The following is a 26105-nucleotide window of genomic DNA, read 5'->3' as shown; positions in this document are numbered from 1 at the left end:
ATCCTCGCTCTGCGGTTATTGCATGTACCAGCCGTGGCTGACCACCACGGACTGACCGGTAAGGGCGGCGGACGGGAATGCCGCCAGATCGATGGCAAGCTGGGCCACGTCCTCCAGGGTTGTGAACTCGCCGTCTACGGTGTCCTTGAGCATCACATCGCGGATGACCGCCTCTTCGGAGATGCCCAACTCCCGCGCCTGCTCGGGGATCTGCTTGTCCACCAGCGGTGTGCGCACGAAGCCAGGGCAGATGACATTACTGCGCACTCCGTGGCGCGCACCTTCCTTTGCAACGGATCGGCAGAGTCCCAGCAGGGCATGCTTGGCGGCGACATACGGCGCCTTCAAGGGCGACGCCAGCTTGCTGTGGACGGAACCCATGTAAAGGATGCAGCCGCCACGGTCATTCACGTACATGTGTTGTAGGCAGGCACGGGTGACGAGAAAGGCGCCGTCCAGGTGAACGGCCATGACTTTACGCCAGTCACTGAAGTCGAGTTTGTCCAGGGGATCAATGTGCTGTATGCCGGCATTGGCGACGAGGATGTCGACGCAGCCCCAGCGGTCTACCACCTGCTGTACGCCGGTGTCTACCGCACGCTCATCGGTGACGTCCATGGCAATGCCCATGGCCTCCGCCCCAGTAGCCTCGAGTTCCGTCGCGGCGGCGGCGGCGCTTTGCTGGTCCAGGTCGGCGATGACGACCCGCGCGCCCTCTCGCGCGTAGCCCTCGGCGATGGCACGGCCGATGCCGCGAGCCGATCCGGTGACGATTGCGACCTTGTTAGTAAGTCTCATTTCTTGTCTCTCCTTGATGAGTTATCGCCCGCCGTACACTTCATAGGGCAGCCAGGTGGCCAGTGGCGCGAACCAGAACACCAGCATGAGTCCGAGCAGTTGCAGGGCCACGAATGGGGCCACCCCCACGTAGATGTCGCGTGTGCTGATACCCGGTGGACAGACTCCCTTGATGTAGAACAGGGCGAAGCCTACCGGTGGCGTGAGGAACGAGGTCTGCAGGCAGATGGCGAACAGTATCGCGAACCAGACCGGATCAACCCCCAGGCTGAATACCACCGGTGCCACCAGGGGCAGGATGATCAGGGTGATCTCCACCCAGTCCAGGAAGAAGCCGAGCAGGAAAACAATAAACAGAATCGTCAGCACGATGCCCGTCTCACCGAAGGGCAGGCCGGTAATGGCGGCACGGACGACGTCATCACCACCCAGGCCGCGCAACACCGAGGCAAAGATGGTGGCGCCGATGAAGATGGCGAAGATGAACGCCGTGGTGCGGCTGGTCTGGTAGAGGGCCTCGCCGAGCACCTTGAAATCCAGGGAGCGATTGCACAGCGCCAGGATGACCGCTCCCAGGGCGCCAACCGCCGAGGCCTCGGTGGTGGTGGCGAAGCCCGTGAAGATCGAGCCCAGCACAGCGATTATCAGGGCAAGCGGTGGAAGTACAGCGATACCGACTTCAAGGAACGCGCGAGCGTTCAGGGGCTTTCGATCCGGTGGCGCCGGGGCCAGATCCTTCTTGATATAGGCTGCGACAAGGATGTAGATGATGTACATCAGGCCGAGCATCATTCCGGGAATCAGCGCTCCCATGAACAGCCGCCCCACGGAGGCCGCCGGTGTACCGAGGCGGTCGGCCATGAGCACCAGCATGATGCTTGGCGGGACGAGTATGCCCAGTGTACCCACCGAGCATGCAGTCCCCACGGCCAGCGACTTGTTGTACTTGGCCGCCAGCATGGGGCCCAACGACAGCATGCCAAGCAGCACCACGGACGCACCGACGATGCCCGTGGAGGCCGCGAGCAGCACACCCACAATAACCACGGTCACGGCGTAGCCGCCGCGCAGGCCACCCAGCACCCGAACCAGGGAGTTCATGAGCCGCTCGGCGATGCCGGAGCGATCCAACATGATCCCCATGAAGATGAATAACGGCAGGGCAACCAATAGCTCATTGGCCACGATCCCGTAGATGCGCCGGTCCAGCACCCCGATGGTGCCGCTCCAGGTAAACCAGATATCGGAGGCGAAGTATTCGACCATCACATGGCCGAGCACCGCGAAGGCGAAGCCTACGCCGGCCAGCGACCAGGCCACCGGAAAACCGAGTAGCAGCAGAGCCATGAAGCTGCTGAACATGCCAATGACGAGGAGTTCTTCTGTGCCCATTCGAGGTCTCGCTGATCAGGAACCGGATTGCTTGTCGCTGCCGCCACCGCGCACGTAGGGACGAGGGAAGCCAAACAACAGCGTGGAGCAGCGCAGCGCACGGGACACGATGGCGATGGCCACCAGCGTCATGCCGATGGGCAGCATGCTTCGGATGATGAAGCGGTAAGGTAACCCGCTAGGCGCCTGGGATCGCTCTCCTCGCAGGTAGGTGCGATAGGCGTACTGGATCAATTCGTCGATGATCAGATAGAGAATGGGTAGCAGCAGGATCACGATGGCAAGCAATTCGATCCAGGCCTGAACTCTTGCCGAAAACTTCTCGCGCAGGACATCGACGCGTACGTGGTCGTCGGTGACCACTGCATAGGCCAGCGTCAGCATCATCGTCGCACCGAACAGGTGCCACGATAGCTCTTCCAGCGCGATGGAGCCGCGGCCAAGGATGAAGCGGCTGAAGACGTTGGCCAGCACCACCCCGAGAACGGCCAGCCAGAGCCACGAAACCGCCTTGCCGAACACGGAAATGCCACCGTCCAGATAGAAACTGATCCGGTTGGTCGGCAAGGATGGGCCTTTGGAAGATGGACCGGACGCGGTGGTCGTCGGTTGCGTTTCACTACGCTCTGTCATGGGTCGGGGCTCCGAGCCTGCTCGGTATTAATCGCAACGCCGAAGCGCCCCGATGGGGCGCTTCGGCAGCCATTCACGCCATGGAGGAGATCAGTCCTCGCGTGGGGCGTAGTAGCTGCGGGGCAGGTGGCCCTTGGAGTGCCAGTTGCCGTGGATCTGCATCCACTCGCGCTGGCTCTCCAGCACGCGGCCGAACATTTCGTCCTCGCTGGCCAGTTGGTCGAGCACTTCCATGGTCACTTCTTCGAGCTGAGCCAGGATCTCGTCCGGGATCACCTGCAGGTTCACGCCATCAGCCTCGAAATCACGCAATGCCCGCGGGTTCTCCCATTCACTCTCGGAGAAGCCGAACAGCGTGGCGGACCGGCAGCCGGTCTCGATCTGCACACGGCTCAGGTCGGAGAGGTTCTCCCAGGCTTCCGTGTTCACCAGCAGGTGAGCAGTGGTGTAGGTCTGGTGCCAGCCCGGCAGGTGATAGTTGTTGACGATCTCCTGCATACCCAGGATGCGGTCCACGGCCGGTGCAGAGAATTCCATCGCGTCGATGGTGCCACGTTCCATGGCCTGATAGAGCTCACCACCCGGAATCATGGTGACCGACGCGCCGAGGCGTTCCATGACCCGGCCGCCGATGCCCGCGAAGCGGATACGCAGGCCGTCAATGGCGTCGAGATCGGTCAGCGGCTCCGCAAACCAACCGGCAGCCTCCGGGCCGATGACACCGCAGAGCAGGGCGTTGACGCCGTAGGGCTCATAGACTTCCTGCAACAGCTCGTCACCGCCACCGAAGTAGTGCCAGGCCATGAAGGCCGGGGGTTCCATGCCGAAGGGAGGTCCGGAGAGCAGCGGCAGGACGGGGATGCTGCCCTGGTCATAGCCCAGCCAGGTGAAGCCGGCGTTGTAGCGGCCTTCCGACACGGCATCGAGAATGTCGAACGGCGGGATGAGTTCGCCGGGCTCGTAGTAGCGGAGCTGGATGTTACCCGCAGAGATGGCTTCCACGGTCTCGGACAGGTGCACGATGGGGGTGCTAAGTCCCACCAGGTGAGACGGGAATGCAATAGGTACCTGCCAGCGCACGCGCTCCTGTGCCAGTGCAGTACTCGCGAAAATGGTGCCACCAAGCAGTGTTGCTGCTGCCGTGCCCACGACGGCCGTGCGGGCCAGTTTTTGAAGACCAGGATTCAGATCCATGGTTGCTCCTCCAGTAGAGTCGACTTTGTCATCAGATGCCCCGGACTTCGCCGGGGTTAGGTTGCTCCATCAGGACACAACCAATCTCCGGCCGTGATGGCCGCAGAAACGGTAAGCAGAGCTGGAGGGATCGCCACAAGGCCAGGTTGCCGGAACCGGCATGTTGATCTCCTCCCATCTGCTTTTTCTTTGGCGGTCTTGTGCCGCATGTCCGACATATAGCAGATACTGTGCCATGGCGCGAAAAGTTCTTTAAATCAATATTTTAATAACTGAGAGAAACAGCTTCGTTTCTTCTGTGTCCGGATTCCAGGACGTTTATCCTGAAAATCGCTAAAATACGTCCGAAAAAACAGACATATGTCCCGTTTTCAGGACAGTTTTTCCAGCTTTTCGTATAGAACAGACCGCGCAATGCCAAGCAATCGCGCCGCCCTGGCCTTGTTTCCATTCGCGTGAGTGAGTGCGGCGCGAATCGCCTCCCGCTCAGCATCCTGAACCACGTCCTGCAGCGGTCGCACCGGCAATGTTGCCCCGCCAAGCAGTCTGCGCGGCGCGGTTTCGCTCGGTAACAGGGCGCGCAGGTGGTCTGCGTCCAGCAGTTCACCCTGCTCGCTCAGGGTCAAGGCCTGCTCCAGGAGGTTGCGGAGTTCACGGACGTTGCCTGGCCAGTGGTGTCCGGCAAGCAGGCTGATGGCCGCTTCCGTGATTTCGGTCCGGCGTTCGCCCCTGCGGGAGATGTCTTCAAGAATGGCCTCGCAAAGCACCCCGAGATCCACCAGGCGCTCCCGCAGCGGCGGCAGACGGATCTGAAGTACATTCAATCGATAGTAGAGGTCAGAGCGAAACTCGCCGCTGGCGACCATGTGATCCAGGTCCCGGCTGGTTGCGGCCATGACCCGCACATCCACCTGCCGCACCCGGTTCGACCCGAGCGGTTCCACCTCGCCCTCCTGCAGCACCCGCAACAGCTTGGCCTGCAAGGGCAGCGGCATGTCGCCTACTTCGTCCAGGAACAGGGTCCCGCCATCAGCCAACTGGAACTTGCCGTCCCGGGCCAGATTCGCCCCGGTGTAGGCACCCTGGGCAACACCGAAGAACTCCGCTTCCAGCAGGCTCTCCGGCACCGCGGCCACATTAACCGCAATGAACGGTTGCTCTGACCGGTCGGAGGCAGCGTGTATGGCCTGGGCGAGAACTTCCTTGCCGGTGCCGGTCTCTCCCAGAAGCAATACCGGTGTGTTGCGCGCTGCGGCCAGGCGGGCGCGCCGTTTCGCTTCCAGAGCCTGCGGGCTTGCACCAACGAAGTCAGATAATTCATAGCGGGCATGACGGCGTGCCAGGGCCCGCCGTGCGGCTGCAAGATCCTGCTGCAGGCGGCGGAACTTGCTCACCAGCGGGGTCAGTGGCTGCACGTCGTCATAGAGCACGAAAGCCACCGCACCGATGACCCGTTCCTCGGTATCGAACACGGGCAGGCGCATTACCACCAGTTGCTGGTTCCGGTACTCCATGATGTCGAGCAGGATGGGCTGCCCGTTGCGCACCACTTCGGGCATACGGCTTGGTGGGATCACCTCGGTAACGTGCTTGCCAATGACTGTTGCCGGATCCTTGACGCCCAGTAGCTCGCAGTAGCTGCCGTTGATCCAGGTGATGCGCGCCTGATCATCGACGGCGATGGCGCCGGCGCTGGCCTGCTCGAAGATCGGGAACAGGGCGCTCACCACCTCCATGGTGAGCCCGTTGTCGTCGCCACCGGGGAAGGGGCGTTCGATGCTCATCCGTCGTTCGGCCTGTTCACTCATGTTCCTGCAACTCTTCCGCGCCGAAGACATCGACGGGTTCCTGCATGAAGTAGCCTTGTATGTATTCCACGCCGGCGGCCCAGAGTGACGACAGACTGGCGGCATCCTGCACCAGGGCGGCAATGGGGCGAGCGCCATGGGCGCGGGCTTCTCCTGTAATGCTTTGCACTTCCTGTTGCAGCGCCCGATCCTGCATGATGCCCCGACTCAACTCGGCGGACAGCTTCACGTAGTCCGCCTCCAGCTTGCCGAGCAACGGTTCGCTCTCCCCATCCATGCGGTAGTGTTCAAGGGCGAGGCCACAACCGAGTTCCCGTAGCGACCTGATCAGTGAGCGGGCCTCGGTCAGTTGTCGGGCCGCGCTGCGCTGGGTGAGTTGGAAAACCAGCCGCTTCGGGTCCACATCCATCCGGCGTAGTCGATCCGCGAGCCAGGCCACGAAGCTTGGCGTTTCCACCGTCTCCGGAAACAGCTTGATGAACAGCACCGGCTGTTCTCGTCGATGGCGCTGCTCCTGGAGCACCTCCATCGCACGACCCACTACCCACCGGTCTATGTGCCGTGCGAAGCCCAGGCGTTTCGCCGCCGGCAGGAACTCCTGGGGCAGAATGTCATTCTGCTCCGCGTCCAGCATGCGGACGAACACTTCGTAGAGGGCAGTGGGTTGCCCGGTGAGGCTGGCGATTGGCTGGTAGACCAGGCGAAAGCGTCCTTCTGCCACCGCCGAGGTCAGCTCTGCCTGCCATGCCGGATCCAGGGCCGCGGGCGAGTCATCCGCCGACGCACGCGCTGTCTGCACTACCTCGTCAGCCGTGCCAGTTGCAATGCGGGCACTTTCCCGGGCCCGGGAAAGTGCGTCGGCGACGCTGCCGATACCCTGGCCCAGCAGGGTTGTCCCAATGCGTGCATCGATTGGCGGGCAGGGGCGTCCTGCCAACGGCCGCGCCGCTGCCAGGTCAGCCACCAGTTCCCGCTTGATCGACTCAAGTGTGGTCTCGTCCCGACTGTAGATGATCGCCGCGAACGCGTTTTCAGAGAGTGCGGCGCACAGGCCAGGAGGCGGAATATGGCGTTGCAGGACCCGCGCAACCGCCAGGGTCATGGTTCGGTTCGAGACCTCCTGCCCGGAATGCCCCTCGAGATGAAGCAATGTGGCCCGCTGGGCACCTTCCCGGGCGATGGCGACCGCCTGGCGCAGTTCCTCGCGGAAGTGGCCCTCGCTGGCCAGGCCGGTAACCGGATCGCGGCGCGCCAGATAGCGCCAGCTTTCCTGCAAGCTGGCGGCGCGGCGCATGCGCGCGCCAACTATGCCGAGCAGGTCGCGAGACGCCACGGGAAGGCCGACCACGCCTTCGATACCAGCCGCGGACGCCAGGTCGTCGAAGCGGCGCTTGTCGCCCCTGGTGAGTACCAATGCGGGAATGCCATAGGCACCCGGATACTGGCGCAGGGCGAGCAAGAGCTCCCCCGCTGTGGGATGCGTGCTGTCGCCGTCCACCAGCAGCAGGCCCGGGCGCTGGCTCTTCAGATACTGCAGCGCTGCGTCGGCGTCGGTTACGGCGTGCAGCGCTTGTCCGGCTTCCTGCAGCATGGCGGCGCACTGTACCAGCGTGCCGGAGGTATCAATGAGCAGGACCGTCGTACCCTCAGGGCGGCTCGAGACAGTCAGGCGGGAGCGCAGAAGGTGCGCGAGTACCGCAAGGCTGAAGGGGCGCTGGAGGAAGTCTGTGCCGCCTGCGCTGACAGCCCGTAGGCGGTGATCCATGCTGTCGCTTTCATCCATGACCATGATTGGTGTCCTGGTGGCCACCAGGCGGTCCCTCACCGCTGGGTATGTCGGATCATCCAGGGTGGTGGCGTCAATGAGTAACGCAGCGGCCTGGCCCGTGGCCAGGAAGTTGATGAGTAGATCCAGACTCGTGAAGTGGCGTGTGCGAAAGCCATGCAGGCGAAGTTCACCCGCCAGATTAGCTGCCATGCCGGCGTCGTTGTCGATTACGCAGACCGGACGGTTGACCCTCTCGGCTTGCGTCGCCTCGGCTCCTTCGGCCCGGACATTGTGCTCCATGTGACGCTTTCCCCGTGCCGCCGCTCCACCCGGCGCTTCGACGAAGTTACCTTGTTGAGCGTCAATTGAATAGTCGATGCCGTTTCAGATGAAGATGGCAGAGTTGCGCGCCCCTTCAGGAGCATCTCGGCGGTTGCTGGACCAGCGCGCCCGGACGTGCTTTGTTTAGCCATGAGAATGTGACCGATCAATAATAAGGACGAGAGGTGGACCTGATGAAGCAGCGAGGATCGATTTCCCTCCTTCTGGCGATTCTCCTCGCCATTGCGGTCGCACTCACGGTGTATCTCTACCATCTGCTCAACGTGTCCGGGGGGCTGCTGGACGAGGCGACCCGGACAGCGAGCCTCGAAGCCGAACAACTCAATGACGATGTGCGCAGGCTGCGTGCGCAGCGAGACGCCCTCAACGAACAGCTGCACGCCAGTGAAACGCGTCGTGCTGCCGCGGAGGCCGAAGCCGCCGAGATGCGGGAGCGCCTGGACGAAGTGGGTGATGGACGTCATGAACTGACGGCCCGACTGTCCGAAGTCGAGGTCTGGAACCAGCAGTTGCTTGAAGAACTCGAGGACATGGACAAGCAGCTGGCGGATGCTGAAGCCGAACTGCTGGAGACCCGCGCGAGCCTTCAGAACATGACTACGGAGCGCAATGAAGCGCACGCGCAACTGAGCGCCTTGCAGGCGCGTCTTGATGAGGCCACCGACGAGCGCGATCGCAACATCCAGATCTACGAAGACATCCTCGCGGCAAGCGTCGCTCGCGCAGATGCCGCCGAGGAGATCATCGAAGCGCTGGACAGGGAACTCGCCGCAGCAACCGCGGACCGCGAGCGGCTCTCGCAGCGGGCTGCCGAGGCCGAAGCCGACAATCGCGAGCATGGTCAGCGGCTGGTGGACCTGGAAGCCACGCTGGCGACAACCCGGGAAGAGCTGGCCGCGGCCCGGGCTGAGCTTGCTGCTCGTGACGCGCGGCTTTCGGAGCTGGCCGAGGAGCGACTCTCCGTGGAAGAGCGCTACCGCCGGACCCGGGAGCAACTTGCCCTGCAGCAGGCGAGAAACGAAGACTACAGTCAGACCATTGCCGATCTCGAGGGGCGACTGTCCATGGAGACTGCCGCGATGGATCAGCTGCAGCGGCAGCTGCAATCATTGAGCAATGAGCGGGAGTCTCTGGTGTCTCGTCTGGAAGACGGGACCACGGTCATCAAGCTGCCGGAAAATATTCTGTTCGCGTCCGGTTCGGCCAGAATCAGCGACGCCGGTCAGGAGACCTTGCGTTTTCTTGCCGATGCGCTGGAGAGTTTCACCGAGCATCTGATCAGCGTGCAGGGCCATAGCGACGGACAGCTTATCTCGCCCAGCCTGCAGACGCGCTACCCGTCGAATTGGGAACTGTCCTCGGCCAGGGCATCCGCCGCCGTGCAGGTGCTGATTGCAGCCGGCATCAACCCGGATCGGCTGCAGGCGGTGGGCTATGCCGACAGTCGCCCGCTGGTGGAGGAGACCGACGCCGACTCCCGTCGTGCCAACCGCCGCATCGAAGTCCTGCTCTACCCGAAGCAGTTCAACACCCGCGTGCTTGCCGACACGGAACTGCAATAAATTCGTGTTTTGTTGCTTCACGATACCTCAGGCGCTGCGCCATATAGAAAATCTATCGTGTATGTAGGAAAAATAACTTAGGACAATCTCTAGCTATTGCTATATTTTCGGATGATCCGTTGAAGAGGCGGACAATTTTTGTGCGCGTTACGGGTTGGATTTGTATGGAAACCCGAGGGGCGGGCGCCCCGGTATCGTGCAAGTGCAGGGCTGAACTGACCGCCCCTCTGAATACGGATCAGTTTCATTAACGCACCCAGGATCGGAGAAAGTAATGGCCGCAACCGATATCAAGACCACAGGCAAGTGCCCGGTCATGCACGGCGACCCAATCAAGCCGGGTTTCCGTGGCACGAGCAACGACGACTGGTGGCCGGGCCAGTTGAAGCTGAACATTCTTCGTCAGCACTCTTCCCTGTCCGACCCCATGGGCGACGGGTTCGACTACCGTGAAGAATTCAAGAAGCTCGATCTGAAGGCCCTGAAGAAGGACCTGGAAGATCTCATGACCGATTCTCAGGAGTGGTGGCCGGCCGATTATGGTCACTACGGCCCGTTCTTCGTTCGCATGGCCTGGCATGCCGCCGGTACCTACCGCATTGCAGACGGTCGCGGCGGTGCCGGTACTGGTGCCCAACGTTTCGCGCCTACCAACAGCTGGCCGGATAACGGGAACCTGGACAAGGCCCGTCGTCTGCTGTGGCCGATCAAGCAGAAATACGGCAAGCAGATCTCCTGGGCCGACCTGTTGGTTCTGACCGGCAACGTCGCCATGGAATCCATGGGCTTCAAGACCTTTGGCTTCGGTGGTGGTCGGGCGGACATCTGGGAACCCGAGCAGGACATCTACTGGGGCAAGGAAGGCGAATGGCTCGCCGACGAGCGCTACGAGGGCGATCGTGAGCTGGAGAACCCGCTGGCGGCGGTACAGATGGGCCTGATCTACGTGAACCCGGAAGGCCCCAATGGCAAGCCGGACCCGCTGGCTGCAGCGCACGACATTCGTGACACCTTTGCCCGCATGGCCATGAACGACTATGAGACTGTGGCTCTTTGCGCCGGTGGTCACACCTTCGGCAAGACCCACGGCGCCGGTGATCCGGCCCATGTCGGTCCCGAGCCGGAAGCTGCGCCGCTGGAAGAGCAGGGCCTGGGCTGGAAGAACAGCTTCGGCACCGGCAAGGGCGGCGACACCATCACCAGTGGTCTGGAAGGCGCCTGGACGCCGACGCCCACCAAGTGGGATACCAGCTACTTCGACACGCTGTTCGGCTACGAGTGGGAGCTGACCAAGAGCCCCGCTGGTGCCAATCAGTGGAAGCCGAAGGGTGATGCAGGCAAAGACGCAGTGCCTCACGCCCACGATCCGTCCAAGCGTGTCGCGCCGATGATGGCCACGACCGATATTGCGCTGATCAAGGATCCCGAATACCTCAAGATCTCGAAGCACTTCCACGAGAACCCCGAGGAGTTCGCCGATGCTTTCGCCCGGGCCTGGTTCAAGCTGACCCACCGCGACATGGGTCCGCGCGTGCGCTACCTCGGCCCTGAAGTGCCCACCGAAGAGCTGATCTGGCAGGATCCGGTTCCGGCGATTGATCACGACCTGGTCGACACGCAGGACATCGCTGCGCTGAAGTCCAAGATTCTGGCCACCGGTCTGTCGGTGTCCGAACTGGTCTACACTGCCTGGTCCTCCGCTTCCACGTTCCGCGGCTCGGACATGCGTGGTGGCGCCAACGGTGCCCGCATTCGTCTGGCGCCGCAGAAGGACTGGGAAGTCAACCAGCCGCAGCAGCTCGCCAAGGTGCTGAAGGCGCTGGAAGGGGTGCAGCAGGAGTTCAACAGCGCCCAGTCCGGCAACAAGCGGGTTTCCCTGGCCGATCTGATCGTGCTTGGCGGTGCCGCCGCCATCGAGAAGGCTGCCAAGGATGCGGGTCACACTGTTGAAGTCCCGTTCACGCCTGGCCGTACCGACGCCACCGAGGAGCAGACTGACGCGGACAGCTTCGCGCCGCTGCATCCCGAGGCTGATGGCTTCCGCAACTACCATCCCAAGGCCTACACCGTATCGGCCGAGGAAATGCTGGTGGATCGTGCTCAGCTGCTGACGCTGACCGCGCCGGAGATGACCGCTCTCGTCGGCGGCCTGCGCGTGCTGGATGTCAACTACAAGCAGGCCAAGCACGGCGTGTTCACCAAGCGTCCGGGTGCCCTGACCAATGACTTCTTCGTGAATCTGCTCGACATGAGCACTGAGTGGAAGCCCTCCGCGAAGGAAGAAGATGTCTATGAAGGGCGTGATCGCAAGACCGGCGACCTGAAGTGGACCGGCACCCGCGTCGATCTCGTGTTCGGCTCGCATTCGGAGCTGCGTGCTCTGGCGGAGGTCTACGCCTGCGCTGACTCGCAGGAAAAGTTCGTGCGTGACTTCGTTGCCGCGTGGGACAAGGTCATGAATGCGGATCGCTTCGATCAGGCCTGAGTCTGACTCCCAGCCACCCGGCTGGACAAAGCGGCGCTTCAGCGAAAGCTGGGCGCCGCTTTTTTTGTTGTCCAGTCGCCGAGACCAGGCCGGCGAATCGAATGCCGCCTCCCGCCGACTGTAACAATTCATCGCCTCCGACCCGCTACAATCGGCCGGGTTTCTTCCATCCGTAACAGCGTGCTTGAACCATCACCCAATGGTTCGGGAGGGATCTTTGCATGTAATCGCCTTGTGTCACCTGAAGGGCGGGGTCGGCAAAACCACCGGCGCAGTGAATCTCGCCTATTTTGCTGCCCGGGCCGGATACCGCACGGTCTGCTGGGATCTTGATCCCCAGGGAGCAGCGGCCTGGTGTCTGGGTTGCGATGCTGCGGGCCCACCGGCAAAACGCCTGGTCAAGATGCGGCTGTCCGCCGTCGAAGCTGCGGTTCCAACGGCATGGCCGGGTCTGGATTGCATTGGTGCCCATGCAACGCTGCGCAACCTTGATCTGCGGTTAGACGACGCCGATCGGCCGGAGAAGATACTGCGGCGCTTGCTCAAGCCCCTGGGGCGCCGCTACGACGTCGTCGTGATCGACTGTCCGCCCGGACTTTCCCGACTTTCGGAAGCGGTGTTCAGGGCTGCCGATACCTTGCTGATGCCGATGATTCCGTCGGATCTGTCGCTACGCGCCCATGATCAGGTGGTGCAGGAACTCGAACGGTTACAGGTGTTTCATCGTCAGCTCTACGCCTATTTCTCGATGGTTGATCGCCGTCGTGCTTCGCACCGGCGGTGGGTGGACACCCCACCCCCAGCAATCCCGAACCTGCTTGAGGTTTCCATTCCCGCTTCAGTGGACAACGAGCGCGTGGCCGAGCGACGAGCCCCTGTGCATACCTTCGCCCCCAGGGGTCGCTCTTCGCGGGCTTGGCAAAGTCTATGGGAGGCGTTGGTTGCGCGAATCGATTTGCCTGGAGCCACATGATGGCGGCTGCAACCATTCGACGTTGGGGATAAAAATGCTGTTCCCCGTTGCGCTGGGCGGATACGACGTTTCCAGGGTCGTTGCCTTGGTCTGCAACGCTTGGACGAGCTGGCCGGGGATGGCCCGCCACGGTGCGATATGCGGCTCATGCGGGGCGCGATCCGTCATCGCCTGTAACAATTCTGCAATAGTTCTGTCATAAAGTGCCCGTTTTCGGAGACACTGTGCGCAGCCGCCATTGACTGCCACCGCCGCAACAGGGCCGATCGCTTTTCGATGTCAATTGCCAAGTCCAGTTCCGCCCGGACCAGCCCCGCCTTGAGTCGTCGTCATCCCCGTGAAGTTCCGGCGTGGATGCGTGGTCTATACGCGGGGCTCTGCCTGTATCTCTTCCTGGCAGCACTCAATGTCATGGGGTCGGGCCTCGGTACCTTCGGTCGCGCCAGTGATTTTCTGACGCAGGTCTTCGCCTATGGTGAAAACCCCTTCATCGCACTGCTCGGCGGCGTCCTCGTGACGATGGTCGTGCAGAGCTCCTCGTTTACTTCGGCGCTTATCGTCACGCTGGTGGCCACCGGTGAAATGACGCTGGGGACAGCCGTGTTCGCCATCATGGGCGCGAACATCGGCACCGCCGTGACCGGCGTCATTGTGGCCTTGGCCAATATCCGTATTCGCCGCAACTTTCGCCGCTCCTTCACTGCGGCACTGATGCACGACTTCTTCAATATCCTCACCGTGGCGCTGGTGTTCCCCGTGGAATGGCTGACAGGGCTCTTTCACGAGAGTGGCCGTGGCATCTTCACCCAACTCGCCGCCTGGTTGAGCAGCCTGATCGGTCTGGAGGAAGTGGCACGGCCGGACAGCCCGGTGAAGGTGATCACCGCTCCGGTGGTTCGCCTGTTCGACACGCTGGGTGGGCTGCTGATGCCGACGCCAGTGGCGCATGGGGTGTTTGTCGCCTGCATGGGCCTGTTGCTGATGTTTGTCGCCCTGGTTTTCATGGTGCGAAACCTGCGCGGCGCGCTCTTGCGCCACATGGATGGGCTGTTCCGCACCTATTTCTTCAGGACTGACCTGCGGGCTTACAGCGTGGGCGTAATTTCCACCGTGCTGGTGCAGTCCAGCACCATCACCAGCAGCCTCATGGTGCCGCTGGCCGGGGCAGGGGTGGTGCGTATGCGTCGGGTGCTGCCGTTCATGATGGGGGCAAACCTCGGAACCACGGTGACCAGTGTGCTCGCGGCTACGGCCAACCCCATCGCCGCGGCCATGACCGTGGCGCTGTTCCACGTCATATTCAACATCACCGGAACGCTGGTGTGGTATCCGCTGCGGGTGATTCCCATGCGGGTGGCCAACTGGTACGGCCGATTGGCCGGGCGCCAGACCCGCTATGCGTTCGCGTTCCTAATTGGCGTATTCTTGGTAATACCGCTGCTCGGTATCGGTGTCACCGAAGTCTACGTTCGGCTGCGTTGAGCGCGGCGCATCAGGAGGCCTCCATGTTCAGAGAAATCTACAGCGCCCTCACCTCGGAAAACACCCTTGACCGGGCCTTCGAGGATCTGACCCGCATGCTGGAGCACGGTGCGTGGATGTTCGAGCGTGCCGAGGCGGTCCTGCACAGCAAGGTGCCCGCGGAAGAGGTGCGTGCGCCACTTTACGAGCGCGACCGGGCCATCAATGACCGGGAGCGTTCCATACGCCGCAAGGTACTGCGTCACCTGACGGTGAACCCCGGTCATGACGTGGCCACCTGCCTGGCCCTGATGAGCGTGGCCAAGGATGCCGAGCGCATCGGTGACTACTGCAAGAACGTTTTCGAGGTGGGTGCTTTCTATACCGAGGGTTTTCACGTACCGCGTTACCAGGAGCCGCTGGATAGCATGGCGGATCAGATGGCGACGCTCTTCGAGCTGGTAACCTCGGCGACCCGTAACTCGGACGAGGCCGGAGCGCGCAAGGCCTTGACCCAGGCTGGTGACATCCGGCGCCGCTGCGACCGTCTCATCGAGAACCTGTTCAAGGATGAGGAGCAGATCGAGTTTCACGAAGCCGTGGCCTATTCGCTGCTGACCCGCCACTACAAGCGCGTTGCAGCACATCTGTCGAACATCGCCACGGCAGTCCTGGGACAACTGGAGGATCTGGACTTCTACTCCGAAGACGACGAGAACGGCCGACTCTGACCGTCATTGTCGCGTCATGTGAGTGCGGCACAGTGATGCCCCAGTGGCCGCTACTCAGGATCTGCCGTGAAGATCGTCATTGTGACCGACGCCTGGCATCCCCAGGTGAACGGAGTGGTGACTACCCTCACCAGCCTGGCTCGCGTGTTGCGGCAGACGGGGCACGCGGTCCGCTTCATTACCCCTTCGGACTTCGTCTCCCTGCCGTGCCCGACCTACCCGGATATTCGCCTGGCGCTTGGGCCCCGCGTGCGGGTGGGCAAGATGCTCGCCGAAACCAGCGCTGATGCGATACACATTGCAACCGAGGGGCCGCTTGGTTGGGCTGCGCGGGCCTACTGTCTGGCGCATGGGCTGCGCTTCACCACCGCCTATCACACGCGATTTCCACAGTACCTGCGTTTGCGTGCTCCCGTGCCCATTAGCTGGAGTTACGCCCTGCTGCGACGCTTTCATGCGCCGGCGACGCGAACCCTTGTGGCCACGCCATCTTTGCGGGATGAACTGGCAAAGCGCGGCTTCGCTCATCTTGCCTTGTGGTCCCGTGGCGTTGACAGCGGGCTTTTTCGCCCGAGATGCAAGGGTTTCCTTGATGGGCCAAGACCGATCAGCATGTATGTCGGGCGGGTCGCCGTGGAGAAGAACATCGAGGCATTCCTGGATCTGAACATCCCCGGCACGTGCTACGTTGTCGGCGATGGGCCCGACGCGGCAAGGCTGAAAGCGCGCTATCCGAACGTCCGTTTCACCGGTTTTTGCAGCGGCGAGGACCTGGCACGCCATGTGGCAGCGGCCGATTGCGTTGTGTTTCCCAGCCGTACGGATACCTTCGGTCTGACCATGCTGGAGGCCATGGCCTGCGGCGTCCCGGTGGCGGCCTACCCGGTGACGGGACCGCGGGATGTGATCACCGATGGGGTTACCGGCGCCCTTGATGAAGACCTTGGGCGCGCCTGGCACCGGGCAGTCTCGGTTTCGCCGGACAACTGCATCGCCTACGCGCGGACCAGAAGCTGGGACGCCTGCGCCCAACAGTTTCTGAACAATCTGGCCGATCCCATACGGCAAAGCAACACGGCCTGAGGCCGGTCATCGAACTGCAACCCCTGTGTCATGCGCCTTGCATCCGCGCCGGTCACCATGCGTCCAGAGGCAACCAACTGCCGTCAACATGGGGACACGCCAATGATGCGCCAGCTCGTCCGATACGACCTCACGGTTTGCCTGCACATGAACAGGATCATGCAGCGGTATCACCCGGTGCGGCCGTTTTTCGCGCTTGTCAGCCGCCTGGGAGACGGGGTCTTCTGGTATGGCTTGATGGCTATCCTGCCCCTGCTGTACGGCAGTGCCGGCCTGGTCGCGTCCATTCACATGCTTGTGATCGCCGGGCTGGGTGTGCTGGTTTACGCGGTGATCAAGAAAGCGACTGGACGCCCACGCCCATACAGCGTGGAAGACGCCATTACCCTGGGCGCGCCGCCACTCGACCAATACAGCTTCCCGTCTGGCCATACCCTGCACGCCGTCAGCCTGACGCTGGTGGCGGTGCACTATTTCCCGGCGTTGTTCTGGCCGCTGGCCTGTTTTGCAACGCTGGTTGCCGCTTCCCGGGTTGTCCTCGGCCTGCACTATCCGACGGATGTCTTGTGCGGTGCGACCATCGGCGCGGGCCTTGCCTACGGCAGCCTGACACTACTGGCGGGCGGTTAAGCCACTGCAGACTCGACTGGCTGCTCAACCACCTCGCCGGTCACTGCATCGATGGCGGTGCCCGGCTCGGCGATGATCACCGTTGCTTCAGGCAGGCATGCCTTTACTGCGGCAGCGAACTCCGACCATGGTCGTGACTTTGCGCCCATCATGTCGTGGAATTTCTCGTGGGGCGGGTAGAGCAGCACGATCTTCGGGTCGAGCGCCGCGGCACCTCGCGCCACGTCGTCGACGAAATCGAGTTGCATGCCGGCGAGCAACACGTCCGTCTTGAAGCGCTGCCCGAGAGCGGTGATTTCCTTATCGGTCATCTTGGTGTTGAAGCCCTCGTTGTAGTTCAGCACGGTGGTGCCATTGGGCAGTTCCACGTGGTAGCCGGTGTAGGGGGCATAGAACGGCGCGTTGGTTGCGCTGCTCCAGGCCCAAGCCAGCTGTGTGGTGTTGCCCTGGAAAACGGCTTTCGTCATCGCCTTGACCAGGTTGATGTCCCGATGTTGCCACTTGAATGCCGAGAGGGTGAAGCCCGGCACATTCAGGGGCGCGTCAAAGTCGATGGTGATGAGTTTGTCTTCGGCCAGGCCTGTGCGACGCCGTAGGAAACGGGTCACCGCCCGCGGCCCGATGACGGTCGCTCCTGTCGACTTGGCGATGTCCGGCACATCAAGGAAGTGCTCCTCGTGGCCATGGGTCACGCAAATGAGATCGGCACTGTCGAAATCCTTTGCCGAAAACCATTGGGCACCGCAGTACTTTCGGTAGAAGGGGTCGAAAAACAGGTTGCCCTGATTCGTGTTGATGGACAGCGCCGACCAGCCGTAATAGCGAATGGTGGGGTTCGGGTTCATGATCTGGACTCCTGTAGTCAGTCGGTGTCTTAGACGCTTGCTGAAATTTCGAACAGACCGTCCACTTCTACTGCGGCGCCGGCGGGCAGCGATGCAACACCGACGGCGAAGCGGGCATGCTTTCCGGCTTCTCCGAAGACTTCAACCATCAGGTCGGAAGCGCCGTTCACGCATTTCGGTGCGTCGTGAAAATCCGCCGTCGCGCTGACAAAACCTCCAAGTTTCAACACCCGTTCGACACGGTCCAGGTCGCCGCCACAGGCCTCCTTGAGCTGGGCGATCAGATTCAGCGCGCAGATCCGCGCTGCGCGATACCCGGCTTCGACATCCAGGCTGTCGCCGAGGATGCCCTTAACAGCCATCGCACCGTTTTCCAGCGGCAACTGTCCTGAGATATGGACGTATTGGCCGGAGACTGTGTACGCAACGTAGTTGCCCACAGGTGCTGCGGCAGGTGGAAGGGTGATGCCGCATTCGGTCAATCGCTTGTCGATAATGCCCATGGCGTGTTCCCCGTAATCGTGACTGGTATTGTTGTATCAGATGAATGCCCGAGTATATACCAGCAGGAAACATGCCACACCAAGAGAGCGCTTGATGATGTCGCTTTTAAACGTATAGCATTGAATTATAGAATATAAAAATAGAGATCAGAGTGAGTGGGTCTGTTCCATAGCACCATTTTGTTTCTCTTTTGGAAACATCTGCGTCTAAATGGTGCGTTGCCGTGCACCAGTGGGGTCATGCGGTTGCGGCAAGCGTTGCCTCCATCATTGCATTGCAGGCGCGGTCATGGCATCTCTATCGCGGCGGGCGTACACGCCTGCCGCCTTGCTCGTGGCAAGGTGTCTTGAGGCCACTATTGATCGGACATCGTGAATGTCGAACCCGTTGAATACGGATGTCGAGCGCAACATCAGCAAACGCGTCATTGAGCGACGCATCGAGTGCGGCATCACACAGGAGCGGCTTGCCGAGGCGGCAGGGCTGACCAAGGGGTACATCTCCAAGATCGAGAACGGGCATGTGGTTCCGCCCATTGGCACACTCGTGCGCATTGCGAATGCCCTGGACGAGGACGTTGCCAGCTTCTTGAAGGAACCGGAGATCGGTCCCGAGGACGCCGTTTGTGTGGTCCGTGCCGACGAACGTCAGACCGTCGTCCGGGGCGCCACCGCATTCGGCTACGATTACACCAGCCTGGCTCACAAGAAGCGTTCCAAGCACATGGAGCCCTTCCTCTTCACTTTCCCCGATCAGTTACAGAAAGGCGTCAGCTTCGAGCACGAGGGAGAAGAGTTCATCTTCGTCCTGAGTGGAGAGGTGGAGTTCGAGTTCACCATTGATGGCGAGCCCCGCGCCTACAGGTTGCAGGCGGGGGATAGCCTGTACTTTGAGTCGCACATTCCGCATCGGGGCCGGAGCCTGGCGGAAGATGCCCGGGCTCTAGTGGTCATCTATCATGATTGATCGGCCTTCTGCCGTCTCGCGGGCAGGCGGTTCTCATTCGCCGCCATGGCTGACCCGTATTCGATGATTCGCGCAGTTTCCGCTGCCACTTCTTGCCCGAGCATACGCTCCAGCAGATGCAGAGTGGTGTCGATGCACAGGCTGACTCCGCCCCCCGTGATCACTGTGCCTTCATCGACGAATCGGGCAGGGATGGTGGTGATGGACTGTCCTGTGGCGGCCAGCAGATCGATGGGTGGCGCCTCCTGTCCTTCTATCACCTCACGCTTGGTCGTTGCGGTGTGGCCGTCGAGCACGCCGCTTGCCGCAAGAATCATCGCCCCGGTGCACACTGAGGCCACCAGATGGTTCTCGGCGCACTGGCGCAGATAGCGCAGTGTGGGCGCATGGGTGGTCTGATCCTGCCAGCCGGGGCCGCCCGTGACGATCAGGGCAGCCAGTGGCGGGGCGTCGTCAACCGAGTATTGGGCCAGCACCGTCAGGCCATTGGACAGGATGACCGGCCCGGCCTCGGGCGCAATGGTCACGATCTCGATTTGCGGTGCGACGCGGCGTGCCATCGACAGTACGCCGAAAGTCGCCAGATCGATGGGTTCAACTCCCTCGTAGACGAAGACTCCGAACTGCATGGCGACCCCCTGTTTCTCAATGCGCACCAACTTAGAGCGGAAGGTTTCTTTATAAGAAACTAATTGGTGCGTTTAGCAAAAACAACGTATCTAAGCTTTTCTTAAAAATATCACAAGAAACAACTATATAAGAATTTACATTCTCGACGCAAGCTGTGGCATGGTTCCTGCTAGACAACTTCTTGATGGGAAAGGTTTCTCATCGCTGCCGTCTGAGTCCTGTTCAGGGCGAGGCCGTCAGGCGATCTCCATGAAGACAGCAAGAGGTTGGAGCCATGCACAACTCGAAGGGACAGGTCAGCGAGAATATGTTGCCGGAGGCATCGTCCGCAGAAAACAGCGTGTCTCTGCCACGCCGTAAGTTTCTTGCCACGGCGGCTACAACAGCGGCGGCGGGCACCGCTGTGGCGGGTTTTCCCTACATCGCCAGCGCGCAGACACCGATTCGACTGCGCTTTCAGAGTACGTGGCCCAACACATTCATTTACCACGAGGTGGCTGAGGACTGGACTCGCAAGGTCGAGGAAATGACCGGAGGTCGGCTGCAGATTCAGATGATGTCCGCTGGCATGGTTGTTCCCGGTTTGCAGGTTCTCGACGCGACGATGGATGGCGTGCTGGATGGCGCCCACGGTATCCCCGGCTTCTGGTTTGGCAAGAACACGGCGTTCGGTCTTTATGGGGCCGGACCCGACTTCGGCATGAACTCCATGCAATTGCTCGGTTGGGTGGAGTACGGGGGCGGCAAGGAGCTCTATCGGGAGGTGCAGGAGGCCGCACGCGTGAATGTGCAGAGCTTCCTTCTTGGGCCTGTTCCCCCGGAACCACTTGGCTGGTTCAACCGGGAAATTAACCAGGTCTCGGATCTGGAAGGACTGCGCTTCCGTACTGCCGGGCTTGCGGTGGACATGTTCAACCAGCTTGGCATGTCAACAGTGCAAATGGCACCCGCGGACATTGTCCCCGCACTTGATCGGGGTGTGCTGGATGCCGCCGAGTTCGCAAGTGCGACGGATGACCGGGTGATGGGGTTTCCCGATGTGGCGCGCTACTACTACCAGCGCAGCTACCACATGATGAACAACCCCTGCGAGATCATGATCAATCGCCGTCGCTACGACAGCCTGCCAGACGATATCAAGGTCATTCTCAACCATGCTGCCCATGCCGCCAGTGCGGATATGCACTGGAAGAACATGCATCGGATGTCTCAGGACTATATCGAGATGCAGGAAGAAGGGGTCGAAATGCGGCGCACGCCCCCGGCGGTGCTCGAGGCCCAGCTAAGGGCCTGGGACGCGGTTATCGAGAAGCATTCCGCTGAGAACGAGGTGTTCGCCAGGGTCATTGAATCGCAGAAGGCCTGGGCACGGCGTGTCGTCTACTGGCACAACGAAGTCACGCCGGATCAGGAACTCGCCTACAACCACTACTTCGGTTGAGGCGGCGGCCATGGCGCATCAAGCGGCCGGTGCACTGGTAAATCGCCTGATTCTGCTGGCGGATGCCGTCAGCACGCTCGCCGGGCGACTTTGCTCCTGGCTGATACTTGTGCTGACGCTCCTGATTTCCTGGGAGGTCTTTTCCCGGTATGTGCTTGGCAAGGCGCATACCTGGGTCTTCGATACAAGCTACATGCTGTATGGCACCGTGCTCCTCGTGGCCGGCGCCTACACCCTGGCCAAGGATGGCCATATCCGCGGGGATCTGCTCTACGGTGCGCTACCTCCGAGGGCGCAGGCAGGTTTTGATCTGGTGCTCTTTCCGCTGTTTTTCATGCCCGGTGTGATCGCTCTCCTGGTGGCTGGTTACGGCTTTGCCGAGGCTGCGGTCACCAGCGGTGAACGCTCATCTCTCAGCCCGGGCGGCCCTCCGGTCTGGCCGCTGCGGGTTGCCATTCCGGTTGCTGCGGCCCTACTGCTTCTCCAGGGACTGGCAGAAATTCTCAGGGCGATTGTCTGTCTCCGAACGGGTTTCTGGCCGCCCCGACCCAGGGATGTCGGGTCCAGCGAAGAGTTGCTTGGGATGACTTCCCTGCAGCCATCCAGTGGGGATCCCAAACGATGAACAATACGGTCAAGGTTGGATTCTCTCTCCTGGCTATTGTGGTCGCACTGGTCTTTGGCCTTTTTCTGTCTACTGAGAACATGACGGATGGCCATGTCGGCCTGTTGATGCTGGGTCTGGTCGTCACCTCGATCATGTTGGGGTTTCCGGCTGCGTTCACGCTACTGGGCATGGGCGTGCTGTTCGGTCTGTACGCATTCCAGTGGGAATGGGACATCGTGATGCGTCTGGTGGTCCAGCGCGCCTGGGCCACGGTGACCAACGATGTGCTTGTCGCCATCCCGCTTTTCATCTTCATGGGCTATCTCGTCGAGCGAGCCAACCTCATCGAACGGTTGTTCAAGGTCATGCACCTGGCCATGGCTCGCGTGCCCGGTGCGCTGGGCGTCGCGACGCTGGCGACTTGCGCCTTGTTCGCTACGGCAACTGGCATCATCGGTGCCGTTGTCGCGGTCATGGGTTTGCTGGCGCTGCCGGTGATGCTGAAGGCTGGCTACAACACCAAGCTTGCCGCCGGCATTGTCGCGGCCGGCGGTTGTCTTGGCATATTGATCCCCCCGTCGGTGCTTTTGATCGTCTATGGGGCGACGGCTGGCGTTTCAGTGGTGCAACTCTACGCGGGTGCGATCTTCCCGGGATTGATGCTGGCCAGCCTTTACGTGGTGTATGTGGTGGTACTCAGTTGGCTGCGGCCGGGCCTTGCGCCTCCGCTCACGGCGGAGCAACGAGCCATTCCTCTGCCGGCGTTCGCAAAAACCGCCGGGAATGACGAACGCACGCCGGCAATTTCCGCCTTGCTTCAGGCGTTAAAGGGACGTCGCAATGCCAATGTGGCTCTGCCATCGTTGCTGCTATACAGCGCTGTGCTTCTGACGCCAGCGGTGCTTTTCGTGGTGGCCCTGCTGTTTGCCTACAGGCAAAGCGATGCCGCTATAGGCGGGTTTGCGTCAGCCGGCTCCGGATTCTGGTTAACGAGCCTTGTGGGTGGCGGCCTGCTTGCACTGATTTACGCTCGCCTCACCATCGTCCGGCTCGAGATCGCGCGTATGTTGCTCAGTTCGGTGATCCCGCTCGCGGCGTTGATCGTCGCCGTGCTGGGTTCGATCGTATTCGGCCTCGCAACACCTACCGAAGCAGCGGCGGTCGGGTCCATGGGGGGGCTGCTGCTAGCGCTTGCCTATCGGCGCCTTAATGCCACGATGCTGAAGCAGTCGCTCTACCTGACCGGCAAGACCACGGCTATGGTGGGATGGCTTTTCATAGGGGCCAGCGTCTTCTCCGCAGTCTTCGCACTCCTCGGAGGCCAGCAACTCATCGAGTCATGGGTACTGGCCATGAACCTCACGCCCCTTGAGTTCATGATTCTCGCTCAGGTCATTATTTTCGTGTTGGGTTGGCCGCTGGACTGGACCGAGATCATCGTGATTTTCGTGCCCATTTTCGTGCCGCTACTCAGTCACTTTGACGTCAACCCGCTGCTCTTCGGATTGTTGGTGGCGCTCAACCTGCAGACAGCCTTCCTTTCGCCCCCGGTTGCGATGGCCGCGTTCTATCTGCGCGGTGTGGCACCCCCTGAGGTCACACTGAACAAGATATTTGTGGGTATGCTGCCTTTTCTTTGCATCCAGATTCTCGCAATCGTCATTCTCTATACTTTCCCGGCGGTGGCGCTGTGGCTGCCCGCCCAGCTGTATGGGTAGCGTTGGCATGGCAAGCTTCGACGCTCCAGGCAGATTGACTCAAAGAAGGGGTATAGGGTGTTTGATGGCTGACTCGCGAGGTCCTCCGGTAGCATAAGAGTCGGATGTTTTCAGCCTCGGGGGTCAACGTGCCGGCGAACAGGAAGATCAGGCTGTTTCAGGTGGATGCTTTTGCATCTCGTGTATTCCAGGGCAATCCAGCGGCGGTGTGTCCCCTGGATGCGTGGTTGGACGATGACACGCTGCAGTCCATCGCTGAAGAAAACAATCTCTCCGAGACCGCCTTTTTCGTGGCGAATCCGAACGGGTTTGATCTGCGCTGGTTCACGCCGAAAAAGGAGGTTGATCTCTGTGGGCATGCCACCCTGGCGAGCGCCCATGTGCTTTTCGAGCACCTCGGTTACACCGGGTCGAGCATCACCTTTGCCACGCGCAGCGGTGAGCTATATGTGGAAAGGCAGGATGATTTGCTGCAAATGGACTTTCCCGCCTCGACGCCGACACCCTGTGAGACGCCGGAAGCTCTGGAGCAGGGCCTGGGTGTGCGCCCCATCGAGGTTCTGGCGGCCAGCGACTACGTGGCGGTGTTCGATAGCGAGGCAACCGTCCGGGCCATCCTGCCTAACCACCACTTTCTAGCCCAGCTCGATCTTCGAGGCGTGATAGTCACCGCGCAAGGCACCGAGACGGATTTTGTCAGTCGCTTCTTCGCGCCCCGGTTCGGTGTTCCGGAGGACCCTGTCACCGGGTCGGCCCATTGTGCACTGGCACCGTACTGGGCTGGCAGGCTCGGCAAACGCCTGCTGACCGCGCGACAGGTATCCCGGCGCGGCGGTAATCTCACCTGCGAGTTACAGGGCGATCGGGTCTTGCTGTCTGGTAGCGCCGTCACCTTCATGGACGCGGAAATTACAATCTGAACGCGCCGGCCGCAGGTGCCCTGTGAAGCAGTCCCGATCTAGTCCGGGCTCTTGAGCGGCACTGCAGAGGCCGCACCGCTCAAATAAAGGGCAAACGGTCCTTGCTGCCCGCCGGAAATGAACAGGCTGACGGAGGCAATGCGTGAGGTATCCAGTGCCGGCGCGTTGACGAGCGTCCGACCACGCAGACGAGGCACGAAACCGGTAAATGGTAGCTCGATGGTTTGCTGCTGCCCGGCCTGGGTGGCGAATGCATGCTGGTAGACGGGTGCATTTCGGTCGTGGCTGATACGCAAGCCGAGCTTGTAGTCCTTCCCGTCGCCACGCACAGCCAGGCGAATGGCGTTAAAGTGACTCAGGTCGGTGACCGGTATGTCGGTCTTCACCGATGCGAAGCCACCACCATTGGCAAGGCTTACGGTGCCGTGGAAGACGCTGGTGCTTGCGTCAAGCTCGTCCATGACGCCTACCGATTGCCCGCCCATGACGGGGTCGCCAATGGACTGCCAACCGCGGTTTCCAGCCTGATGACCGAAGTGGAACAGGATCAAGGTTTCAGCGCCTCCTTCACATCCCACCGCCTGGAGAACGAATGAGCACAGACGAATTCTATCGCGAGCACTGCCCCGTGACCGGAAGGCTGATTTCGCCGATGACGGATTCGAGATACCGGGGCATTCCAACGTTTTTTCGGGCGCCCCTGGCTCGAAGCCTGTCAGAGTGTGACATTGCCCTGATCGGGGTTCCCTTCGACGGTGGCGTCACCAATCGCCCCGGCGCCAGACATGGCCCGAGGGAAATACGGAATATGTCGAGCTTGATGCGCACTACCCATCACGTCACCAAGATCAATCCCTACGCGATCCGACGTGTCGCCGACGTCGGGGATGTGACCTTTTCGTCAGTCTACGACCTGGAGAAGGTCGGTGCAGAGATCGCGGAGTACTTCGACTGTATCGCCAGGGCTGGCGTGATTCCCCTGAGCGCGGGCGGAGACCACTCCATCACCTATCCCATACTCAAAGGGCTTGGTCGCGGCGAGCCCGTGGGGCTGATTCATATCGATGCCCACACCGATACCTGGGATGCGCACAAGGGGTCGAAGTTTCACCATGGTGGTCCGTTTCGCCTCGCCACCGAAGACGGCTTGATCGACCCCGAGAGAACCATCCAGATCGGAATCCGCGGTGCGCAGAACACGGAAGAGGGCTGGAATTATTCCCGGGACAAGGGCATGCGGGTGATCTTCATGGAAGAGTTCACCGAACTCGGTGTGCCCGGGGTGCTCGGCGAGATCAGGCGGGTTGTTGGCGACCGGCCGGCTTACGTCAGTTTCGATGTGGACGGACTTGATCCGGTCTACGCCCCGGGCACCGGTACGCCGGAGGTTGGGGGCATCACCACCATCGAGGCGCTGGCGCTGCTTCGTGGGCTCCGAGGCATGCCATTGATCGGGGCAGACGTGGTCGAGGTGGCTCCGCCCTTTGACGCAAGCGGCAACACCGCTTTGGTGGGGGCAACGCTCATGTATGAACTGTTGTGCCTGTTGAGCGAGTCAGGAGAAGCGCAGTCCCAAGTTGGCCCCTAGCAGCTACCCAATGCGCTCACCGGCAA

At 61.3% G+C, this 26105-nt stretch carries 23 protein-coding genes; 13 read left to right on the top strand and 10 right to left on the bottom strand.

All coding sequences use genetic code 11. The features are described 5' to 3' along the window. Positions 1 to 15: 15 nt before the first annotated feature. From J2T57_RS04635 to J2T57_RS04610, 6 genes are all read right to left on the bottom strand, one after another. Positions 16 to 798 (bottom strand): 3-hydroxybutyrate dehydrogenase, encoded by a 783-nt coding sequence (locus J2T57_RS04635; protein ID WP_253474990.1) that lies wholly within the window; start codon positions 796 to 798, stop codon positions 16 to 18. A 21-nt stretch (positions 799 to 819) separates the two neighbouring features. Next, positions 820 to 2190, bottom strand: a complete 1371-nt coding sequence (locus J2T57_RS04630; protein ID WP_253474987.1) for a TRAP transporter large permease — start codon at positions 2188 to 2190, stop codon at positions 820 to 822. A 15-nt stretch (positions 2191 to 2205) separates the two neighbouring features. Next, on the bottom strand, positions 2206 to 2823 hold the full coding sequence (locus J2T57_RS04625; RefSeq protein ID WP_253474985.1) for a TRAP transporter small permease subunit: 618 nt from the start codon (positions 2821 to 2823) through the stop codon (positions 2206 to 2208). A gap of 90 nt (positions 2824 to 2913) precedes the next feature. Continuing rightward, positions 2914 to 4017 carry a TRAP transporter substrate-binding protein gene (locus J2T57_RS04620; protein WP_253474983.1) on the bottom strand — a complete coding sequence of 368 codons (1104 nt, stop codon included), beginning with the start codon at positions 4015 to 4017 and terminating at the stop codon, positions 2914 to 2916. Between the two features lie 371 nt (positions 4018 to 4388). Beyond that, positions 4389 to 5825 carry a sigma-54 interaction domain-containing protein gene (locus J2T57_RS04615; protein ID WP_253474981.1) on the bottom strand — a complete coding sequence of 479 codons (1437 nt, stop codon included), beginning with the start codon at positions 5823 to 5825 and terminating at the stop codon, positions 4389 to 4391. Then, on the bottom strand, positions 5818 to 7803 hold the full coding sequence (locus tag J2T57_RS04610; protein ID WP_253474979.1) for a GGDEF/EAL domain-containing response regulator: 1986 nt from the start codon (positions 7801 to 7803) through the stop codon (positions 5818 to 5820). The genes J2T57_RS04615 and J2T57_RS04610 overlap by 8 nt, the downstream gene beginning before the upstream one ends. 305 nt (positions 7804 to 8108) lie before the next feature. Between J2T57_RS04610 and J2T57_RS04605 the strand changes: the two genes are divergently transcribed. From J2T57_RS04605 to J2T57_RS04575, 7 genes are all read left to right on the top strand, one after another. Next, positions 8109 to 9497 (top strand): OmpA family protein, encoded by a 1389-nt coding sequence (locus J2T57_RS04605; protein WP_253474977.1) that lies wholly within the window; start codon positions 8109 to 8111, stop codon positions 9495 to 9497. 274 nt (positions 9498 to 9771) lie between these two features. Further along, the gene (gene katG, locus J2T57_RS04600) at positions 9772 to 11982 is read left to right on the top strand and encodes a catalase/peroxidase HPI (RefSeq protein ID WP_301289120.1); all 2211 of its coding nucleotides are present in this window, start codon (positions 9772 to 9774) and stop codon (positions 11980 to 11982) included. A gap of 199 nt (positions 11983 to 12181) precedes the next feature. Then, complete coding sequence (locus tag J2T57_RS04595) at positions 12182 to 12955, top strand: ParA family protein (RefSeq protein ID WP_301289119.1); 774 nt, start codon at positions 12182 to 12184, stop codon at positions 12953 to 12955. 276 nt (positions 12956 to 13231) lie between these two features. Further along, positions 13232 to 14437 (top strand): Na/Pi symporter, encoded by a 1206-nt coding sequence (locus J2T57_RS04590; protein ID WP_253474973.1) that lies wholly within the window; start codon positions 13232 to 13234, stop codon positions 14435 to 14437. 23 nt (positions 14438 to 14460) lie between these two features. After that, entirely contained in the window at positions 14461 to 15147 is a 687-nt protein-coding gene (locus J2T57_RS04585) for a phosphate signaling complex PhoU family protein (RefSeq protein WP_253474971.1), read from the top strand. A 66-nt stretch (positions 15148 to 15213) separates the two neighbouring features. After that, positions 15214 to 16230 carry a glycosyltransferase family 4 protein gene (locus J2T57_RS22355; protein ID WP_253474968.1) on the top strand — a complete coding sequence of 339 codons (1017 nt, stop codon included), beginning with the start codon at positions 15214 to 15216 and terminating at the stop codon, positions 16228 to 16230. Positions 16231 to 16332: 102 nt separating this feature from the next. Beyond that, a complete protein-coding gene (locus J2T57_RS04575; protein ID WP_366519063.1) occupies positions 16333 to 16860 on the top strand; it encodes a phosphatase PAP2 family protein in 528 nt (175 codons plus the stop codon). Here J2T57_RS04575 and J2T57_RS04570 read toward each other — a convergent pair. Both J2T57_RS04570 and J2T57_RS04565 read right to left on the bottom strand, forming a co-directional pair. Then, complete coding sequence (locus J2T57_RS04570; protein WP_253474965.1) at positions 16857 to 17705, bottom strand: MBL fold metallo-hydrolase; 849 nt, start codon at positions 17703 to 17705, stop codon at positions 16857 to 16859. The genes J2T57_RS04575 and J2T57_RS04570 overlap by 4 nt on opposite strands. A 29-nt stretch (positions 17706 to 17734) precedes the next feature. Then, a complete protein-coding gene (locus tag J2T57_RS04565) occupies positions 17735 to 18208 on the bottom strand; it encodes a RidA family protein (RefSeq protein WP_253474962.1) in 474 nt (157 codons plus the stop codon). A 376-nt stretch (positions 18209 to 18584) separates the two neighbouring features. Here J2T57_RS04565 and J2T57_RS04560 point away from each other — a divergent pair, with 376 nt between their 5' ends. Then, complete coding sequence (locus tag J2T57_RS04560) at positions 18585 to 19175, top strand: helix-turn-helix domain-containing protein (protein WP_253474959.1); 591 nt, start codon at positions 18585 to 18587, stop codon at positions 19173 to 19175. Here the strand turns inward: J2T57_RS04560 and J2T57_RS04555 are convergent. After that, entirely contained in the window at positions 19166 to 19804 is a 639-nt protein-coding gene (locus J2T57_RS04555; protein ID WP_253474956.1) for a DJ-1/PfpI family protein, read from the bottom strand. The genes J2T57_RS04560 and J2T57_RS04555 overlap by 10 nt on opposite strands. Before the next feature lie 275 nt (positions 19805 to 20079). Here J2T57_RS04555 and J2T57_RS04550 point away from each other — a divergent pair, with 275 nt between their 5' ends. The 4 genes from J2T57_RS04550 (at position 20080) to J2T57_RS04535 (ending at position 24491) form a co-directional block, all read left to right on the top strand. Next, a complete protein-coding gene (locus J2T57_RS04550) occupies positions 20080 to 21246 on the top strand; it encodes a TRAP transporter substrate-binding protein (RefSeq protein WP_253474953.1) in 1167 nt (388 codons plus the stop codon). 10 nt (positions 21247 to 21256) lie between these two features. After that, complete coding sequence (locus tag J2T57_RS04545) at positions 21257 to 21871, top strand: TRAP transporter small permease subunit (protein WP_253474950.1); 615 nt, start codon at positions 21257 to 21259, stop codon at positions 21869 to 21871. Then, a complete protein-coding gene (locus J2T57_RS04540) occupies positions 21868 to 23571 on the top strand; it encodes a TRAP transporter large permease (RefSeq protein ID WP_253474947.1) in 1704 nt (567 codons plus the stop codon). Before J2T57_RS04545 ends, J2T57_RS04540 begins: the two co-directional genes overlap by 4 nt. Before the next feature lie 104 nt (positions 23572 to 23675). After that, entirely contained in the window at positions 23676 to 24491 is an 816-nt protein-coding gene (locus J2T57_RS04535) for a PhzF family phenazine biosynthesis protein (RefSeq protein ID WP_253474944.1), read from the top strand. A gap of 38 nt (positions 24492 to 24529) precedes the next feature. Here the strand turns inward: J2T57_RS04535 and J2T57_RS04530 are convergent, their stop codons facing one another. Then, the gene (locus J2T57_RS04530; RefSeq protein ID WP_253474942.1) at positions 24530 to 25042 is read right to left on the bottom strand and encodes a CIA30 family protein; all 513 of its coding nucleotides are present in this window, start codon (positions 25040 to 25042) and stop codon (positions 24530 to 24532) included. Between the two features lie 41 nt (positions 25043 to 25083). Here J2T57_RS04530 and speB point away from each other — a divergent pair, with 41 nt between their 5' ends. After that, a complete protein-coding gene (gene speB / locus J2T57_RS04525) occupies positions 25084 to 26079 on the top strand; it encodes an agmatinase (protein WP_253474939.1) in 996 nt (331 codons plus the stop codon). Positions 26080 to 26105: the final 26 nt, after the last annotated feature.

Origin of the sequence: Natronocella acetinitrilica, from assembly GCF_024170285.1 — a bacterium.
GTDB lineage: Bacteria > Pseudomonadota > Gammaproteobacteria > Nitrococcales > Aquisalimonadaceae > Natronocella > Natronocella acetinitrilica.
Note: the sequence above shows the minus strand (reverse complement) of the source record. Positions and strands in the feature narration are given on the sequence as shown.